General features: G+C 68.0%; 1 protein-coding gene (only partly in view). It reads left to right on the top strand.

All coding sequences use genetic code 11. The features are described from left to right. Positions 1-20,898, top strand: part of the annotated coding region (locus ACXRVZ_RS13815; RefSeq protein ID WP_458232480.1) for an Ig-like domain-containing protein (this coding region is incomplete at its 3' end). 21,734 nt of the annotated region lie to the left of the window's left edge; 20,898 of its 42,632 annotated nt are in view.

Below are 20,898 nucleotides of genomic sequence, written 5' to 3'. Positions count from 1 at the left end.
CGGCGCGACGGAGCTGCTGATCCGCAACACCAGCACCAACAGCGGTGCCGACATCCAGCTCAACGGCGTCATCGACAACCCGCTGGGCTCGACGCTGATCGCCGCCGTCGGCGGCAGCATCGTGCCGTTCAGCGCGGGCGCCCTGGTGCGCACCAACACCGCCAACCTCAGTGCCGGCGGCACCATCGGCCTGTCCAACCAGCGCCTGGAGCTGGAGCTGGTGCAGAGCGAAGGCCGCCTGGCCACGCTGGCCAGCGCCTCCGGTGGCAGCACCTTCCTGGGCATCCGCGGCCTGCAGCGTGACCCGAACGCCGGCAGCTTCACGCTCAGCCTGGGCAACCTCAGCGCAGGTGGCGAACTCAACCTGCTGCTGCGCGAAGCCAAGCGCCAGGTCACCGTCGTCGGTACGCCGCCGACCTACCAGGTCGAAGTCAACATCGACTACGCCAGCCGCAACATCGACCTCGGCACGACGAACTGGATCCGCCACTTCCGCCCCGACCAGGCGGGCAATGCCATCGTCGACTTCCCCGTCGGCTTCTTCGGCACCGGCAACGAGCTCATCGCGTCGACAACCACCATCGGCACGCTCAGCGCCGGCACCGACCTGAGCGTCATCGCCCAGACGCCGGCCCAGCGCATGGACCTGTTCCAGCGCAACACCTGGACGGCCGGCAGCAACGCCACCATTCGCACCAACGGCGACATCACGCTGCCCAGCACCGTGCAGGCCGGCACCGGCAACCTGACGGTACAGAGCCTGAACAACTCCGTCTATGCCGACCACCTGATCGCCGGCGGCAACGCCACGGTCACGGCCGCGCTGGACATCTCGAACGTGCTGGCCAGCTACGCCCACACCTGGCTGGCGCTGTACACCAACAACCTGCTGACGGCCGGTGGCAACGCCCAGCTGACGGCCGGCCGTGACATCACGCTGCCGCGCATCGTCCAGTCCGGCGGCAACCTCGGTATCCAGGCCGGCCAGCAGGTGCTGGCACCGGCATCGCTGTGGTCGCAGAACGCCGACGTGACCATCGTCAGCACCAGCGGCTCGGTGCAGGTCGACCATGTCGTCGCCGGCAGCGACGTGTCCATCACGGCCACGCAGGGCACCATCTCCAACGTGACCGGTGGCCAGACCGGCAACCGCCTCAACCTCTACCCCAACAACCTCGTCACCGCGGGCGACAGCATCACCATGCTGGCCGGCGGCAACATCACGCTGCCCCGCCTCGTGCTGGCCCAGGCGGGCGCCATCAGCATCACGTCCACCGGCGGCAGCGTGCTGCTGGAGCGCGTCGAGGCCGCCAACAACAACGTCACCATCTCTGCGGCCAACGGCGGCATCCAGGAAATCGGCAGCGACGCGGATGCCGACGTGCTGGGCATCAACCTGCGCCTGACCGCAGGTGGCGCCGGCATCGGCACCAATGCCAACGCGCTGGAGATCGACTCCTCCCGCCCCAGCCACGGCAACGTCTGGGCGCTGGCCAGCGGGGCCGTGTACATGACCGAGGTTGCGGGCGACCTCAACCTCGACCGCGTGCGCTCCAGCAGCGCCGATGTCGAGTTGACCGTGCTGGGCGGCGACCTCGTCGACGACCTGTCCGACCTGCTCGCCGACGTCGAGGGCAACAACCTGACGCTGACGGTCAGCGGCAGCATCGGCAGCTATTACAACGACGTCGAGATCGACAGCCGCTTCAGCGCGGCCGGCGGCTTCGTCAACGCCACCGGCAACACCGGCGTGCAGCTGACCGAAGTCGTGCAGGCGCTCTACGTGGGTGCCATCGTCAGCAGCGCCGGCCACGTTCGGCTCACGTCGCGTGACAGCCAGGCCACGGGCGAGAACATCGTCATCGGCGACGGCCGCAGCGTCAGCGCCGGCCGGAGCGTCACGCTCAGCGCCGGCGATAACCTGGTCATCACCGGCACGGTCTCGGCCGGTGACCGTCTCTTCTTCGGCGTCGACCATCAAAGCGCTGACGCCGAAGGCGGCACGGCCGTCATCGGCGGCAGCGTCACGGGCGACCGCCCCGAGCTTGTGGGCGATGAGCAGGCCGACGTGTTGAACGTGTCTGCCCAGTCGCAAGGCTGGACGATCTACGGCCGCGGCGGCGATGACGCCCTCGTCGGTGGCTCCGGTGCTGACGACCTCTACGGTGGCGACGGCGTCGACACCCTCACCGGCAATGGCGGTGATGACTTGCTCGTGGCCGGCCAGGGTGCTGGCGGCACGCTGAGCGGCGGCGCGGGCGCTGACCGCATCTTCGGCAGCGACGACGGTGGCGATGGCGCTCAGGGCGACACCATCCTCGGTGGCGACGGCAACGACCAGATCTGGGCCCTGGGTGGCTCGGACAACATCGACGCGGGCGCGGGCGACGACTTCGTCGACGGCGGCTCCGGTCATGACGAGATCATTGGCGGCAGCGGCAAGGACACGTTGTATGGCGGCCGCGGCGACGACACCATCTACGGCCACGCGCCGACCGAGCAGTCCACCCAGCCGGCCGACGACGACGCCACCGACCGCATCTTTGGCGAGCAGGGCGACGACCAGCTCTACGGCAATGGCGGCGACGACTTCATCGACGGCGGCTTCGGCGCCGACAACATCCAGGGCAACGACGGCAACGACGAGCTGAACCAGGGCTATGGCCAGGGCGGCACGATCGAAGGCGGCGACGGCGACGATGTGCTGATCGGCTCCGCCGACGGCAGCGACAACCTCTTCGGCGGCGCCGGCGAGGACCGCCTGCAAGGCCTGGCCGGCAACGACAGCCTGGACGGCGGCACGGGCGCCGACACGCTGGAAGGCGGCGAGGGCGATGACGTGCTCGAAGGCGGCGCGGGCGTCGACCTGATGGTCGGCGGTGCCGGCAACGACACGCTGTACGGCCACTCGGTCACCGGCGCAGGCGACGACAAGGCCGCTGACTACCTCTACGGCGACTTCGGCAGCAACGGCAACGAGGCCGGCTCGGGCGCGGACAAGCTCTATGGCCAGGGCGGCAACGACCTGCTCTACGGCGAGGGCGGTGACGACCTCATCCAGGGCGTGGGCGGCATGGCCGTGGCCGAGGCCGGTGGCGGCACGACCAACCTCATCGACTTCGGTGGTGCTGGCGACGACGCCGGCTTCTTCAGCGCCTTCCCCGCCACGCCGGCACCGGCCGTCGTGCCGGTGGACGACACCAGCCCGCGCGCCGCCGGCACGCTGCCGGACGGCGTCGTTGGCAGCGGCCGCTGGGCCGACCTGAACGGCAGCTCGGCGGATTCCGCTGCGTTGCGCGGTCTGGCTGGCGACCTCGGCCTGTCGCAGGAGCCGGCCGTCGCGACCGGCCCGGCTGGCGAGCGCTACGTCGCCTGGAGCGACAGCCGCAACGGCAACCTCGAGATCTACGTTGCCAAGCACGACGGCACGCAGTGGGTCGCGCTGGGCATCAGCGCCGCTCAGGGCGGCGTGTCCGCCAGCAGCGCGGCGGCCTCTGCCAGGCCGACCTTGACCGTCGATGGCACAGGTGCGCCTGTCGTGGCCTGGACGGAGACGCTGGCCGACGGCAGCCGCGACATCGTCGTCAAGCGCTGGAATGGGAGTGCCTGGGTCAGCCTGGGCAATGCGACCAACAACGGCACCGCGGTGCAGGCCAAGCTGGTCAACACCACCAACGGCCCGGTCGTCGTCTACACGGACGACTCCGCAGGCAATCTGCGTGTCTACGCCAAGATCTACACCGGCGGCAGCTGGGTCGCCCTGGGCGCGCAAGCCGCCTCCACCGGCACCGGTCTCGCCATCGGCACCGAGCTGCGCGACTTCAGCGTCGCGGCCAGCGGCAACCAGGTGGCCATTGGCTACTCGGCCGTGCAGCCGGGCAGCTCGCTGCGCCAGGTCTACGTCACCGAGTTCACGCCGGGCGGCACGCCCAGCACGGGCACCTGGGCCGGCCTCGCGGGCTCCAACGCCACCACCGGCGTCAGCGGCGGCGCGGCGGTCAAGACGGCCCTGGGCCTCGATTCGACCTGGCATGCGCAGCCGAGCGTCGCCTACTTTGGCGGCAGCCTCTTCGTCGCCTGGCAGGCCTGGGCCGACCAGGGCGCCACCGTCGTCACCGCGCAGTTGAGCGCGGGCGGCGTCACCGTGCGTGACGTCATCAAGGACCAGAGCCGCCCGGGCCTGCCGCAATTGGCAGCGGGTGGCAGCTCGCTGCGCCTGGTGTGGGTCAACACGCCGCTGCTCGACGCGGTCAGCAGCCTCTACGAGCGCCAGTGGAACGCCACGACGCAGCACTTTGAGGAAGTGCTGCCCGGCCAGGCCAGTGGCATAGGCGCCGGCGCCGGCATCAGCCAGACCGGCGGCGAACCGCAGCAACTCGCGCTTGCGGTGGATTCGACCGGCAAGGCCGTGCTGGCCTGGCAGGACGCAAATATCGGCGGATCTTCGGGTTCGCCCGAAATCCTCGTCCGCGCCGACGCAGCGCCGGTGAGCCGCGTGTTCAACACCAGCGCCGGCAACTCGGTGCAGGACATCCTCGACAGCCAGGCCCTGGGCGCGGGCGACGTCATCGTCGTCAACGGCAGCCAGGGCGGCTTCACGGTCTCGGCCGGCGATGCTGGCGTGACGATCTGGGGCGCAGCAGGCAGCAGCATCACCGGTGCGGTGACGGTCAACGGCGCCAACGTGACGCTGCAGAACCTGAAGCTGCAATCCACGCTGACCATCTCCGGCAACGGCGTGGGGGTCAGCGACTCCAGCGCGACCGGCGCGGTCAGCCTCACCGTGGGGCAGGGCGCCAAGCTCTTCGGCAACACCTTCACCGGCGGCGTCAGCATTGCCGCCGGCGTGCAGAACGCCAGCCTGCGCTTCAACACCATGTCGGGCGTCATCGGCCTGCTGCTGGACAGCGCCACCGGCGTGCAGATCCGCGACAACACCATCACCGGCTTCCCCGCCGCGATGCAGATCGTCGGCGGCTCCAATGCCAGCGGCCGCATCGCCGGCAACACCTTGATCGCCACCGGCAACGGCACGGGTCTGGACCTGCAAGCCACGTTCAACGGCCTTATCGAGAACAACCGCATCCAGGGCGGCGCGCTGGGCATCAACTATGTGGCGGCCAACCAGCTCGCTGGCAACACCGTCGGCGGCGCGACCCTTGGCCTGCAAAGCAACGTCGTCGGTGCTGGTGCGATCGGCTGGGTGGGTGCGTCGGTCGACCGCCCGAACACCTTCGAGGGCAACGCCACCGGCGTGCAGCTGCTGGGCGGCGCGCAGATGCAGGGCCAGGTCGTGCGCGGCAACACCGTCGGCGTCAAGGGCACCGGTCAGATCGGCGGCGAGACGCTGGTCCACGCCAACCTCATCGAGGCCAACGTCACCGGCGTCAATGCCTTCACCGGCACCGTCCAGTTCAACCGCTTTTCTGCCAACCAGACGGCGATCAACGCGAGCAGCGAGCAGCGCATCCTGCACAACCTGTTCTATCGCAACACGCTGGTCGGCATAGAGATCAACGGCAAGACCGACGTGCGGGTGTTCAACAACACCTTCTACGCCATCACCGGCGACAACCTGCGCTCCGAGGGCGGCAGCACCGAAGTCGAGGTGCAGAACAACCTGATGTGGGCGATGACTGGCTACGACCTGTACGTGGCCAACGACAGCCGCTACGGCTTCTACTCCGACTACAACAACCTGTTCACGTCGGGCACCGGCAAGGTCGGCTTCTGGACCAAGGACTTCACCGACATCCTCGACTGGCAAGCCGACATCGCGAAGTTCGACCTGCACTCCATCGGCGCCACGGTCGTCAACCCGACCTGGGCCGAGCCCGAGTTCGTCAGCCTCCTCGGCGACGACTTCCGCCTGCGTGACCCGGTGGCGGGCCAGCGCTTCAGCTCGCCCGGCATCGACATGGGCACCGTGCTGATGGACAACGGCCGCAACCCGGCCGACCAGAACCTCATCGCCAACGCCAGCTTCGAAGGCTCGCTGGCGGGCTGGGAAACCAATGCCGGTTCCTCCTCCTACACGCCCACCGGCTCGGCGCCCAAGGCCTACGAGGGCAACAACTTCTTCTTCGCCGGTGGCGTGGCCGGCGGCTTCGCGCGCCAGACCTTCACGCTGGCCCAGCTCGGCCTGACCGCCGCCCAGGCCGATGGCCAGGACTTCGAGCTGCTGTTCGGCGGCCGCATCCGCATGGGCGTGGAAAGCCCCGTGGACAGCGGCGAAGTGCAGCTGATCTTCCGCAACGCCGGTGGCGACGTGCTCGCCACCGCTGTGGCCAAGGCCAGCGGCACGACCAACCGCTGGGAACTTGTTGGCCAGCGCGCCGACGTGCCCTTCGGCACGCGCTCGGTGGAATACGTCTTCAAGACCAACCGCCTCACCGGTGGCAACGCCGACGGCTATTTCGACCAGGCCTTCCTCTACAAGGTCAGCGAGAACCAGGCCAGCGACATCGGCGCGTATGGCCACGCGGCGACGGACCTGGCCATCCCTGCCGCCGGCGCGCCCCGCATCAACCTGCGCGGCCCCGACCTCTACCTCGACTGGGAAAAGTTCAAGCCGCTCAACATCACCTGGGAGACCTTCGGCAACGCCGACGACTCCCCGGTGCGAATCGACGTCTACCAGGACACGGCGGACGGCCCGAAGTGGGTCGCCAACGTCGTCAGCGCCACGCCGGACTCGGGCCAGTTCACCTGGATTCCGGGCAACAGCGGCATCGACTACAACACCCACGGCCTGCGCATCCAGGTCAGCCTGGTGACCAACCCGGCCGTGCTGGACCGCAGCCAGGAACCCTTCACGGTGCCCGAGGACGGCCTGACCTATTGGGTCAACGACGGCTCCACCACCGGCGACGAGTACGCCACGGCCACGGGCGACAACCGCAACACCGGCAAGTCGGCCGGCGCGCCCAAGCCCAACGTCACCAACCTGTTCCGCGCCTACGACCTGCAGGCCGGCGCCACCCTCTACGTCGACACCGGCAACTACGCCTTGCTGGAGTCGCTGACGCTGTCCGGCACGGCCACGCGCGGTTTCGGCATCGACGAGGGCTTCACCATGACCGGCCCGACACAGGCCGGCCATCTCGCTTCCATCTTCCCCATCGTGCCCAACGAGCGCACCTGGGCGCTGCTGGACCTGTCCGACACCGACTTCGTCACCATCAGCAACCTGCAGCTGCGCGACGCCAACCGCGGCGTGCTGATCACCGGCGGCGCCGATGCCATCGACCTCGACAACATCGAGGCCTACGGCCATCTCAACGAAGGCATCTACGCGTCGCAGGTCAATGCGCCGCTGGCCACCTGGACCGGCCTGAATGTCCATGACAACACGCAGACCGGCCTGTATCTGTCCGGCACGCTGGGCGGCCTCGACCAACTCGTCAGCACGCGCAACCGCGGCAACGGCGGCCTGTACGCCGAAGGCAACCTGGGCTTCCTGACCAACTCGCAGCTGACCAACAACACCGGCTTCGGTGCCTACCTGTACTACCCCGGCGCAGTCCGCGTGCAGGGCAATCTGTTCCAGGGCAACAGCAACACCGGCCTGAACTACACCGTCGGCGGCAGCAGCCAGTCCCTGGTGGGTGGTGCGCTGGGCTCGGGCCTGGGCAACCGCTTCCTGAACAACGGCAACGGTGGCGCCATCTTCAGCGGCAATGCGCTGGTGTGGGGCAATGTGGCCAGCGGCAACGCCGGCAATGGCAACTACGGCATCGGCATGAGTGGCGGCGAGGCCCGCCAGAACGTTGTTTACGGCAATTCCAACGGCCTGTACATGTACAGCGGCCTGGTGGCCGACAACCGCATCTACAACAACGACCCGGGCACGGCCGGCAGCTACGGCGTCGGCCTGTGGCTCAGCACCGCCACGGCCACCGGCAACACGGTCTACAGCAACCGCGTCGGTGTCTACAGCCAGGGCAACAGCGTGCTGCGCAGCAACCTCGTCTATGCCAACACGGCGACGGGCGTGCAGCTGCAGGGCAGCGCGCCGCAATTCATCGGCAACACGGTCTACCAGACCACCGGGGACGCCATCCAGCTGTACGGCTCGGCCAGCAATGCGCAGTTCATCGACAACATCCTGTGGGCCGGCACCGGCGGCGTGGCGCTGAACATCGACGCCAATTCGCAGAACGGCTTCACGTCCAACTTCAACATCTTCCAGGGCGCCGTCGGCATCTGGCAGGGCACGCAGCGCGCGTCGCTGACCGCCTGGCGCCAAGCCAACTTCCAGGACCTGGACGGCCAGGCCACCGACCCGCTGTTCGTCGACATCGACGGCGCGGACGGCAACCTCGGCTACGTCAGCGTGGCCAGCGATGGGCGCGACGACGACTTCCACCTGCGCAGCACGCAGGGCAGCTTCCACGGCGCCTCGCTGGCGCCCGTCGTTGGCGCTGGCGGCCTGCCCATGCTGCTGACCGGCACGTTGACCAACGACGCCCAGGACAGCCCAGGCATCGACCGCGGCGCGCTCAACCAGCCCTTCGACCAGGAACCCGCACCGCGCGGCGGCTACGTCAACATCGGCTCGGACGGCAACACCAAGTACGCCTCGCTGAGCCCGGCCGTCTACGTCCGCGTGATGACGCCCAACGGCGGCGAGACCGTGGCCGAAGGCGAGAACTTCACCGTGCGCTGGCGCTCCGACGGTTTCAGCGGCAACGTCAACCTCGACCTCAGCCTGGACGGCAACACCTGGGTGTCGCTCGCGGCCAACGAGGCCAACGACGGCGTCTACGACTGGACGCCGAGCGCCGGCCAGTTCCCGGGTGGCGACTACCTGCTGCGTGTCAGCTCGGCCAGCCAGCCGGCCGTCAAGGACACGTCCGACGCGACCTTCAACCTGGCCTCCACCGTCAGCGTCTTCTATGTCAACGACGGCACCACCACGGGCGACGAGTACGCCACGGCAATAGGCAACGATGCCAACGACGGCCGCAGTGCGTCCAAGCCCAAGGCCTCGCTGCAGGCGCTGCTGAACGCCTATGACTTCAAGCCGGGTGACCTGATCCTCATCGACACCGGCGTCTACAACCTCTCCACCAACCTGCTCGTCGACGCGCAGGACAGTGGCGTCGTCATCCGCGGCGCGGTCGGCCACGCGAGCGTCCTGAACCGCGGCAACACCAACAGCGGCCAGTACGCCTTCCTGCTGGGCACCGGCGCCACCGACGTGACGCTGGACCGCGTCACGCTGACCGGCGGCCAGTGGGGCTTTGTCGCCAATGACAACACCAACGCCCACCGCTTCACGCTCAGCAACAGCGACATCAGCGGCAACAGCTCGGGCGGCGTCTACGTTGGCCAGAACATCGACGACGGCAAGGTCATCAACAACGTCGTCCACGACAACGGCAACACCACCGGCATCCAGGGCCAGTATTCGACCCGCCTGCTCATCAGCGGCAACGAGATCTACAACCAGTACTACGGCGTCTACACCTACTCGGCGGGCGACGAGGCCAACGACGGCCCGAACGTCGTCAACAACCAGATCCACGACATCACCGTCGGCATCTCGCAGTCCTATGAGGGCTGGGTGCGCAACAACACCGTGTGGGCGGCCAGCAGCAGTGGCATCAGCACGAACAGCAACTACGACGTCAGCGGCAATACCGTCTGGGGCAGCACCACCGGCATCGACGCCAGCAGCGTCTCCGTCACCAACAACACGCTGTACGCCAACACCACCGGCCTCAGCGTCAACAGCCTGACCGCCAGCGGCAACCGCATCTACGACAACACGCTGGGCGTCAACGTCAGCAGCAACATGCTGCTGACCAACAACCTGATCTGGGACAACACGACCGGCGTGCGCGTCAGCAGCAGCCACAGCGGCAACGAGCTCAACGGCGTCGTCAACAACACGATCGTGCAGACCGGCGGCACGGCCGTGCTGCTCGAGAGCGCGACCAACGCCCGCATTGTCAACAACATCATCGACCTGCGCAGCGGTGCCACCGGCATCTCGGTCAGCCCGAACAGCGAGAACGGCTTCCAGAGCGACTACAACCTGTTCAGCCAGCAGGCCGGCACGGTGCTGACCCGCTGGGAAGGCCGCGACTTCGCCAGCCGACCCGACTGGGTCTACGAGACCGGCTACGACGTCCACAGCCGCATCGCCACGCCCAGCTATGTCGATGCCAACGGCGCCGACAACTTCTTCGGCTGGGATGACTCGCCCCTCGGCAGCGCCGTCATCCTGGATGATGGCGACGCCAACGTCACGTTCACCGGCAGCTGGACGACCGTCACGACCAGCACCCCTGGCTACGGCGGCGACCGCCGCGAAGCCAACGGCAACCAGTACGGCACCGGCAGCAACTACGCCACCTACACCTTCACCGGCCTGCAGGCGGGCACCTACGTCATCGCCTCGACCTGGAGCAGCACGTCGGGCAACACCAGCAACCAGCCCTACTACTTCTACGACGGGGCGCCGACGGCGGCCAACCTCGTGCGCAATATGCGCACCAACCTGCAGGGCCTGCCTGCCGACTACACGGCCGATGGCGCCAAGTGGCGCGACCTCAGCACCGTCGTCATCACCGGCGACACGCTGACCGTGCGCATCAGCGACGCGGCCTCCTACGGCAAGATCGTCGCCGACGCGATCCGCGTGCAGCGCATCGGCGGTGACCACGGTGCCGACGACAACTTCCACCTCGTTGCCGGCTCCGCCGGTGTCGACGGCGGCGACCCGACATCGCCCTACAGCGTCGAGCCGCTGAACAACGGCGCCCGCATCGACCAGGGCGCCTACGGCAACACGCTGGGCGCCACGCAGAGCCCGGCGCCGATGATCCAGGTCACCGGCCCCACCGGCTATGCCAAGCTGACTGTCGGCACACCCGTCACCATCGACTGGCATACCGCCGGCCTGCTGCCGACCGAACCCGTGCTGGCCATCAACGCCGGCAACGGCGGGCCGGTGGCCGGTGGCGAACTCGGCAACTGGCAGCGCAACGCCTACCAGACGCAGGGCTACAGCTACACCAGCTTCACCGACGCGGTGGACCTCAGTGGCGCCACCAACCCCGCGCCCGCCAGCGTCTACCAGACCGCGATGTACGCCAACGGTACCGTCGGCCAGGGCCTGAGCTACGAACTGCCGGTCGACGACGGGCAGTACATCGTGCGCCTGCACTTCGCGGAAACCTACCTCTACGCCCAGCCCGGAACGCGCGTGTTCGACATCAAGCTCAACGGCAACACCGTGCAGAGCAACTTCGACATCCGCGCCACGGCGGGTGCGAACTTCAAGGCCGTGGTGCGCGAGTTCACCGTCACCGCCAGCGGCGGCAACGGCATCGACCTCGACCTCATCACCAAGGCCAGCGGCGCGCTGATCAACGGCATCGAGGTCCAGCGTGTCGTGCCCGCCGGCGATGCCGCAGCCAAGGTCAACCTCCAGGTCAGCCTGGACAACGGCCTGTCGTGGGCGACCATCGCCAGCGGGCTGCCCATGGACCGCTTCGGCAACGGCCGCACGACCTGGACGCCCGACTTCGCCACCGCCGGCAACACGGCCCTCATCCGCGCCATCGCCGTGCACGGCGACGGCAGCACTGCCGCGACCGACACCTCCGACGAGCCCTTCCTGATTGCCAACGGCGGCAAGGTCTTCTACGTCAACGACGGCACCACCGCCGCCGACGAGTACACGACCGCCGTCGGCGACAACGCCAACAGCGGCAAGGACGCGGCCCACCCGATGGCCAGCCTGTCGGCGCTGCTGCGCGCCTACGACGTCGGCCCCGGCGACACTGTCTTCGTCGACAGCGGTCGCTACGACCTCATCACCAACTTCACGCTGGCGGCCAAGGACTCCGGCGTGCGTATCGTCGGCGCGCTGCACGCCGTGACCGAACTGAACCGCGGCAACACCAACAGCAACCAGTACCCGATCAACATCGCCGGCGCCACCGACGTGACGATCGAGAACCTCAAGCTCAGCGGCGGCCAGTGGGGCGTCGTGCTGGGCGACAACAGTGGCTCGCACCGCGTGACGCTGAAGAACCTTGAAGTGACCGGCAACACCAGCGGCGGCATTTACGTCGGCAGCAACGTCGACGACGCCCTGGTCACCGGCAACACCGTCCACGACAGCGGCAGCACCGGCATCCAGGCGCAGTACGCGACGCGCGCGGTCATCACCGGCAACGAGGTCTACAACCAGTCCACCGGCATCTACAACTACTCGGCCGGCGACGAGGCCAACGACGCGCCGTTGATCAGCAACAACCGTGTGCACGACGTCAGCACCGGCATCGCGGTGGCCTACGAAGGCCTGGTGCGTGGCAACGAGGTCTGGGGCTCCAGCACCGGCCTGTCCCTGACCAGCGTGCGCGCGGAGAACAACGTGGTGCGCCAGAACGGCACCGGCATCTCCGGCAGCAGCGCCGAGATCGTCGGCAACCATGTCTATGCCAACACCATGGGCATAGAGATGTCCAGCAGCACGATCTGGGACAACCGCATCTACAACAACACCACGGGCCTGCGCGACACCGGCTCCGACCTGATCCGCAACAACGTCTTCTGGGCCAACGGCACGGCCGCGCGCATCTCCGGTGGCCGCAGCGGCAACGACCAGAACGGCTTCTACAACAACACCATCCGCCAGAACGGTGGCCGCGCCATCGACGTGGAGGCCAACGCMACCAACGTCACGCTGCGCAACAACGTCTTCGACCTGGCCGACGCGACGGCCATCTTCGTGCCGGCCAGCGCCGAGCGCGGCTTCGACAGCGACTACAACCTCTTCGGCGGCACCGACCCGACGGCCTTCGTCGGCATGAACTGGGAGGGCGTGGACTTCGGCAACCTGCTGACCTGGCGCTTCGAGACTGGCAATGACACCCACAGCCAGGTCGCACCCGTGCAGTTCCGCGACGTCGACGGCGCGGACAACGACTACGGCTGGTCCAAGTCCACCATCGGCAGCGCCGTCATCCTGGACGACGGCGACATCGGCGTCAGCTTCAGCGGCGCGTTCACCACCGTCACCGGCAGCGGCAACGGCTATGGCAACGACCGCCGCGAGGCTGGCGGCAACTTCTACGGCACCGGTAGCAACTACGCCACCTACACCTTCACCGATCTCACCCCCGGCACCTACCAGATCGCGGCGACCTGGACCACTGCCAGCGGCTACTCGGGCAACACGCCCTACGAGATCTACGACGGCCTGGTCGACCCTGACACGCAGATCAGCTTCCAGCGCACCGCGCAGAACACCTTGCCCAACGACTTCACGGCCGACGGCGCCAAGTGGCGCGAGATCTCGACCGTCGTCATCACCGGCAACACGTTGACGGTGCGCGTCCACGACGCCGCCGCCTACGGCAAGTTCACGGCCGACGCCATCCGCCTGCAGCATGTCCAGGGCGACGCCGGTCGCGACGACGACTTCCGCCTCGCCACGGGCTCGGCCGGCATCGACGCCGGCGACCCGAGCTTCGCCTACGTGAACGAGCCTGTGGACAACGGCGCCCGCATCGACATGGGCGCCTACGGCAACACGGTCAACGCCACGCAAAGCCCTGTGCCGCTGATCCAGGTCACCGGCCCGGGCGGCTACGCCAAGCTCGAAGTCGGCACGGCCGTCGACGTCAGCTGGCACAGCGCCGGCATCAACCGCACCGAGCCGGCCCTCCTCATCAACGCCGGCAACGCCGGCCCCGTGGGCGACGGCACGCTCGGCTACTGGCTGCGCAACAGCTACCAGACCCAGGGCTACAGCTACACCAGCTTCACCGAGGCCGTGGACCTCAGCGGCGCCACCAACCCCGCGCCCGCCAGCGTCTACCAGACCGCGATGTACGCCAACGGCACCGTCGGCCAGGGCCTGAGCTACGAACTGCCGGTCGATGACGGGCAGTACATCGTGCGCCTGCACTTCGCCGAGACCTACTTCTACGCCCAGCCCGGCACGCGCGTGTTCGACATCAAGCTCAACGGCAACACCGTGCAGAGCAACTTCGACATCCGCGCCACGGCGGGTGCGAACTTCAAGGCCGTGGTGCGCGAGTTCAACGTCGTGGCCAGCGGTGGCAATGGCATCGACCTCGACCTGATCACCAAGGCCAGCGGCGCCCTGATCAACGGCATCGAGATCCTGCGCGTCGTGCCGGCGGCCGACCTGGAAGCCACGGTCGACTTGCAGACCAGCCTGGACAGCGGCAACAGCTGGCAGACCCTGGCCACGGGCCTGTCCATGGACCGTTTCGGCAACGGCCACTACGCCTGGACACCCGACCAGACGACCGACGGCAACACCGCCCTCATCCGCGCCGTGCTGCGCCACGGCGACGGCAGCGTTGCCGCGCAGGACCTGTCCGACGAGCCCTTCCTGATCGCCAACGGCGGCACCGAGTTCTTCATCAACGACGGCAGCCTCGCCAGCGACGAGAGCAGCACGGCCATCGGCAACAACCTCAACAGCGGCAAGGACGCGGCCCACCCGATGGCCAGCCTGACGGCGCTGCTGCGGGCCTACGACCTCAACCCGGGCGACGTCGTCCACGTCGACAGCGGCGTCTACCGCGTCTACACCAACGTGCCGTTCGAGGTCGGCGACTCCGGTGTGCAGATCAGCGGCCCGACAGGCGTTGGCCACACGGCCACCATCAACCGTGGCAACACCAACACCGGCACCTACACGCTGGAGTTCTCCGGCGCCGACAACGTCACCGTCGACCACCTGAACATCACGGGTGGCGCCTACGGTGTCGTGTTCAACACCAACACCGACAGCGACAACAACACGCTGCGCGCCAATGACATCAACAGCGCCACCACGGGCGGCGTCTGGTTGAGCACAAGCAACGACAACAACCTCTTCACCGACAACGTCGTCCGCAACAACGCCGGCAACGGCATCTACTTCGAGAACGCGACGGGCAACCGCGTCGAGAACAACGACATCCGCAACAACGCCAACGGCCTGTATTTCTACGGCGGCACCGGCAACATCGCCGAGGGCAACCGGGTCCACGACAACAGCGGCTACGGCCTCTACAACTACAGCGGCACGAACAACGTCTTCCGCGGCAACGAGGTCTACAACCAGGCCAACTACGGCATCCAGTTCTACTACGGCTCGGGCTTGCTGGTCGATGGCAACCTGGTGCACCACAACGGCATCGGCATCGATGGCAGCCAGTCCAACGTCAATGTGCGTGGCAATTCCATCTACGCCAACACCACCGGCATCCAGATCTACGACGGCCTGGTGGAAGGCAACCGCATCTACAGCAACTCGGTCGGCATCATCGACACGGGCTACAGCCGCATCGTCAACAACGTCATCTACGCCAACACCAACCAGGGCGTGCGCGTGCAGGGCGGCCACACCATCACATCTGGTGATGGCCTCTTCAACAACACCATCCTGCAAACGGTGGGCGAGGGCATCCGCCTGACGGGCAGCGCCGTCGACGTGGTGCTGGCCAACAACATCCTGCGCGTGGACGCCGGCTACGGCATCGCCGTGGACAACACCAGCCAGGGCGGCTTCCAGAGCAACTACAACCTGCTCTACCGCGGCCCCGCCGCCAACGCCTACGTCGGCCTCTGGAACGGCGCCACGCAAGCCACGCTAGCCGCCTGGCAGACCGCGTCGGGCAAGGACGCCAACTCCCAGACCGGCAACCCGCTGTTCCTCGACATCGACGGCGCCGACAACATCCTCGGCGAGCAGGGCGTCTCCACCGGCAACGGCTTCGACGACAACTTCGAGCTCGACGCCTTCTCGGCCGCCATCGATGCCGGCAACGCCTTCCTGGCACCACCCAAGGACATCGAAGGCCGCGACCGCCGCAACGACCCCGACGTGAGCAACAAGGGCACGGGCTGGGATCTCTTCGTGCCAACCAACGCTGGCGCGTTGTTCACGGCCACCGGCACGGCCAAGCCCTTCAAGACCAGCGACGGCTCCTTCGAGCAGGCCCTGGGCTTCAACTTCAACTTCTACGGCAAGACCTACACCAAGATGTGGGTCAACGCGAACGGCTATGTCTCGTTCGACACCGGCAGCGACTCGACCTACTACTACGGCAACGCCAATTCCACCGACGCGCTGCTGCGCAATGTCCGCATCGCGGCGCTGTGGGACGACCTCGACACCGGCCCCGCCGGCAAGGACATCTTCGTCAGCCAGACGGCCACCAGCATCACCGTGCGCTGGGCCGCCAAGCTGCAGGGCACCAGCACCGACGTCAATGTCGCGATGACGCTGTTTGCCGACGGCAAGGTGCGCTTCGACTACGGCGCCGGCAACACCGGCCTCACGCCCACCATCGGCCTGTCGGCCGGCAATGGCACCACCTATGTGCTGGCCAGCTACGACGGCCAGGCCAACCTCGCCAGCGCCAGCTCGCTGCTGTGGACACCCACGCCCGGCCTCGTCTACTACGACATCGGCGCCTACGAGTTCCAGGGTTCGTCCGGCGACACCACCGGCCCGCAGGTCGCCAGCATCTCGCAACTGCCCGCCAACGGCGGCACGACGGCGCTGGCCTTCTCGGCCGTGCAGATCGACTTCAACGAGGCCCTCAACGGCGTCTCCGCGCGCAGCCCGGCCAACTACGAGCTGCGCCGCGCCGGCGCCGATGGCCAGTTCGACACCGGCGACGACGTCATCGTCAAGCTGACGCCGTTCTACTCCTTCCCCGAGACCAGCCTGACGCTGAACTTCGGCGGCGTGCTGGCCGAGGGCAAGTACCGCCTGATGCTCTCCGGCACCAAGGCCATCTTCGACACCGCCGGCAACCCGCTGGACGGCGACGCCAATGGCACGCCGGGCGGCGACTACGTCCGCACCTTCACCATCGACCGCAGCACCAACCACGCCCCGGTCGCCGCAGCCGCCAGCATCGGCGTGGCCGAGAACGGCAGCATCGAGATCACGCTGGCCGCGACCGATGCCGATGGCGACGCGCTGACCTACGCCATCCCCACCGACGTGCAGCACGGCACGCTGTCGGCCATCGACCCGCTTACCCACAAGCTGACCTACACGCCTGACGCCAACTACAACGGCCCGGACAGCTTCGTCTTCAAGGTCGACGACGGCAAGACCGGCGTGTCCTCCGCGACCATCACGCTCAACGTCACGCCCACCAACACCGCTCCGGTGGTGCAGGACCAATCCGGTGCCGTCAACGAAAACGGCAGCCTCAACCTGCTGCTCGCCGCGACGGACAACGAGACCGCGCGTGCCAACCTCAACTTCGAGCTCGTCACCGCGCCAACCCACGGCACGCTGACGCAGGGTGCGGGCGGCGCCTGGGTCTACACGCCCACCGCCGGCTACATCGGTGCCGACAGCTTCACCTGGCGCGCCAAGGACCGCGGCGATCCGGACGGCACGCTCGGCAACGCCGCCACCTCGGCCAACGCCACCTTCACGCTCAACGTCGTCAACGTCAACGACGCGCCGGTCATCGCCCCCGTAGCCGACCAGCAAGTGAACGAAGGCAGCCAGATCCAGGTCCAGCTCACCGCCACCGACCCCGATGGCCCGGGCAAGACCTGGACGCTGCTCAGCGCCCCTGCCGGCGCCACGCTGAACGCCACCACTGGCCTGTTCAGCTGGACGCCGACCGACGGCCCCGGCAATGTCGACATCCTCGTGCGCGTCAGCGACGGCGGCACGCCCAACCGCAGCGCCGACCTGACCTTCAAGATCCTCGTCAAGGACGTCGACCCGACGCTCAACTTCACGGCCCCGAACGGCGGCAACGGTGTCGCCGGCCAGGCCTATACCTTCACCTACACGGTCACCGACCCGGGCACCGACACCATCACGTCGCTGTTCGTCGACTGGGGTGACGGCAACACTCAGACCATCGCCGGCAACCCCGGCAGCCTCAGCCACACCTTCGCCAACGTTGACGGCAACTACACCGTCAAGGTCACTCCGACCGACGAGGACGGCGCCCACACGCCGCGCACGCTGGCGCTGCATATGGAGTTCAACGACCCGCCGGTCGCCACCGGCCAGACCGTGCAGGTCGATGAGGACGTGGCCAAGGCCATCACGCTGGCCGGCACCGACCCCGAAGGCAGCGCGCTGACCTACAGCCTCGTCAGCGGCCCGGCCCACGGCACGCTGGGCAGCATCAACGCCAGCACCGGCGCCGTCACGTTCACGCCGGCCGCCGACTACAGCGGCATCGACAGCTTCGTCTTCCGCGTCACCGACGCGGGCGGCAAGACCGGCACGGCGACGATCAACCTCGTCGTCAACCCCGTCAACGACAAGCCCGTCGTCGCGACGATTGCGAAGCAGACCCTCAACGAAGGTCAGGCCCTGAGCGTCACCGCCACGGCCAGCGACGTCGACGGCCCGGGCCCCTTCACCTGGTCGCTCACCAGCGCCCCGGCCGGCGCCACGATCAACGCCACGTCCGGCCTCATCAGCTGGACGGCGACCGATGGCAACGCGACCTACAACTTCATCGTCCAGGCCAACGACGGCGCGGGCGGCCTGGCCACGACCAGCTTCGCGGTCGATGTCGTCAACGTCGCCCCCACGCTGATCGTCACCGGCCCGGCCACCATCGGCACCGGCCAGACTTACACGCTGAACTTCTCGGCCACCGACCCCGGTGCCGACACGCGCAGCCAATGGGTCATCAACTGGGGTGACGGCACGGCCAACACGACCGTGGCCGGCACCGCGACCAGCGCGACCCACGTCTTCGCGGCGGCAGGCAGCGCGCAGATCACCGCCACCGCCACCGACGAGGACGGCAGCTACGCGGCCGCGCCGGTCGCCGTCAGCATCACCACGTCCAACCACGCGCCCACGGCCACCGACGACGCCTACAGCGTCCACGCCGGCCAGGTGCTCACCCTCAACGCCCCGGGCGTGCTGGCCAACGACAGCGACAGCGACGGCGATGCACTCAGCGTCTCCGCCATCAACACGACCGGCCTGCAAGGCACGGCCACGGTGGACGCCAACGGCAGGCTGGTCTTCACGCCCAATGCGGGCTTCGTCGGCAACACGCAGTTCGGCTACACGCTGAGCGACGGCAAGGGCGGCACGGCCACCGGCGTCGTGCGCATCGCTGTCACCAACACGGCCCCGGCTGCGGCGGACGACAGCTACAGCGTCCACGCCGGCCAGGTGCTGACGATCAACGCCCCGGGCGTGCTGGCCAACGACAGCGACGCCGACAGCGACGCGCTCACTGTCAGCGCCATCAACACGACCGGCCTGCAAGGCACGGCCACCATAGCCGCCAACGGCCAGTTGGTCTTCACGCCCACGGCCGGCTTCGTCGGCAACACGCAGTTCGGCTACACGCTGCGCGACAGCAACGGCGGCACGTCCACCGGTGTCATTCGCATCGCGGTCACCAACGCGGCCCCCGTGGCCGTTGACGACAGCTACAGCGTGCACGCCGGCCAGGTGCTGAACATCCCGGCGCCGGGTCTGCTGGCCAACGACAGCGACACCGAAGGCGACGCGCTGAGCGTCGGCGCCGTCAACACCACCGGCACGCAAGGCACGGTGCAGGTCTTCGCCGACGGCCGCATGCAGTTCACCCCCACGGCGGGCTTCAGCGGCAACACGCAATTCAGCTACACGCTGGTCGACAGCCTGGGTGCCACGTCCATCGGCATCGTCCGCATCGCGGTCGGCAATGCCGCCCCCGTGGCCGTGGACGACAGCTACACGATGCATGCCGGCCAGGTGCTCAACATCCCGGCACCGGGCCTGCTGGCCAACGACAGCGACTCCGACGGTGACGCGCTGAGCATCCAGTCCATCAACACCACCGGCACGCAAGGCACGGTGCAGGTCTTTGCCGACGGCCGCATGCAGTTCACCCCGACGGCTGGCTTCACGGGCAGCACGCAGTTCAGCTACCTGCTCGGCGACGGCCTGGGTGGCACGGCCACCGGCATCGTGCGCATCGCGGTCGGCAATGCCGCACCGGTGGCCGCAGACGACAGTTACACGCTGCGCCCCGGCCAGGCGCTCAACATCCCCGCACCGGGCCTGTTAGCCAACGACAGCGATTCTGACGGCGATGCGCTGGCCATCCAGTCCATCAACACCACCGGCACGCAAGGCACGGTGCAGGTCTTTGCCGATGGCCGCATGAACTTCACGCCGACGGCCGGCTTCACCGGCGACACGCAGTTCAGCTACCAGCTCAGTGACGGCGTCGGCGGCACGGCCACGGGCATCGTCCGCATTGCCGTCACCAACGCGGCGCCGGTCGCTGCCGAAGACAGCTACAGCGTGCACGCCGGTCAGGTGCTCAACATCCCGGCACCGGGCCTGCTGGGCAATGACAGCGACGCCGACGGCGACGCGCTGACCGTGCAGTCCATCAACACCACCGGCCTCAATGGCACGGTGCAGGTCTTCGCCGATGGCCGCATGCAGTTCACGCCGACGGCGGGCTTCGCCGGCAACACGCAGTTCAGCTACCTCGTCAGCGACGGCTTCGGCGGCACGACGACGGCCCTCGTCAAGATCGCCGTCACCAATGCCGCACCGGTCGCGCAGGACGACACCTTCACGACCCGTGCCGGCCAGGCGCTGGACATCCCCGCACCGGGCCTGCTGGCCAACGACAGCGACGCCGACGGCGATGCGCTGGCCATCCAGTCCATCAACACCACCGGCACGCAGGGCACGGTGCAGGTCTTTGCCGACGGCCGCATGAGCTTCACGCCAGCGGCGGGCTTCACCGGCAACACCCAGTTCAGCTACCAGCTGGGCGACGGCGTCGGGGGATCGACCACGGCCATCGTCCGCATCGCCGTCGTCAACGCAGCCCCCGTGGCGGCCGAAGACAGCTACAGCGTGCACGCCGGTCAGGTGCTCAACATCGCAGGCAG

The sequence above is a fragment of the Roseateles sp. P5_E8 genome, assembly GCF_054177665.1.
This window is presented reverse-complemented; position numbering and strand designations above follow the sequence as displayed.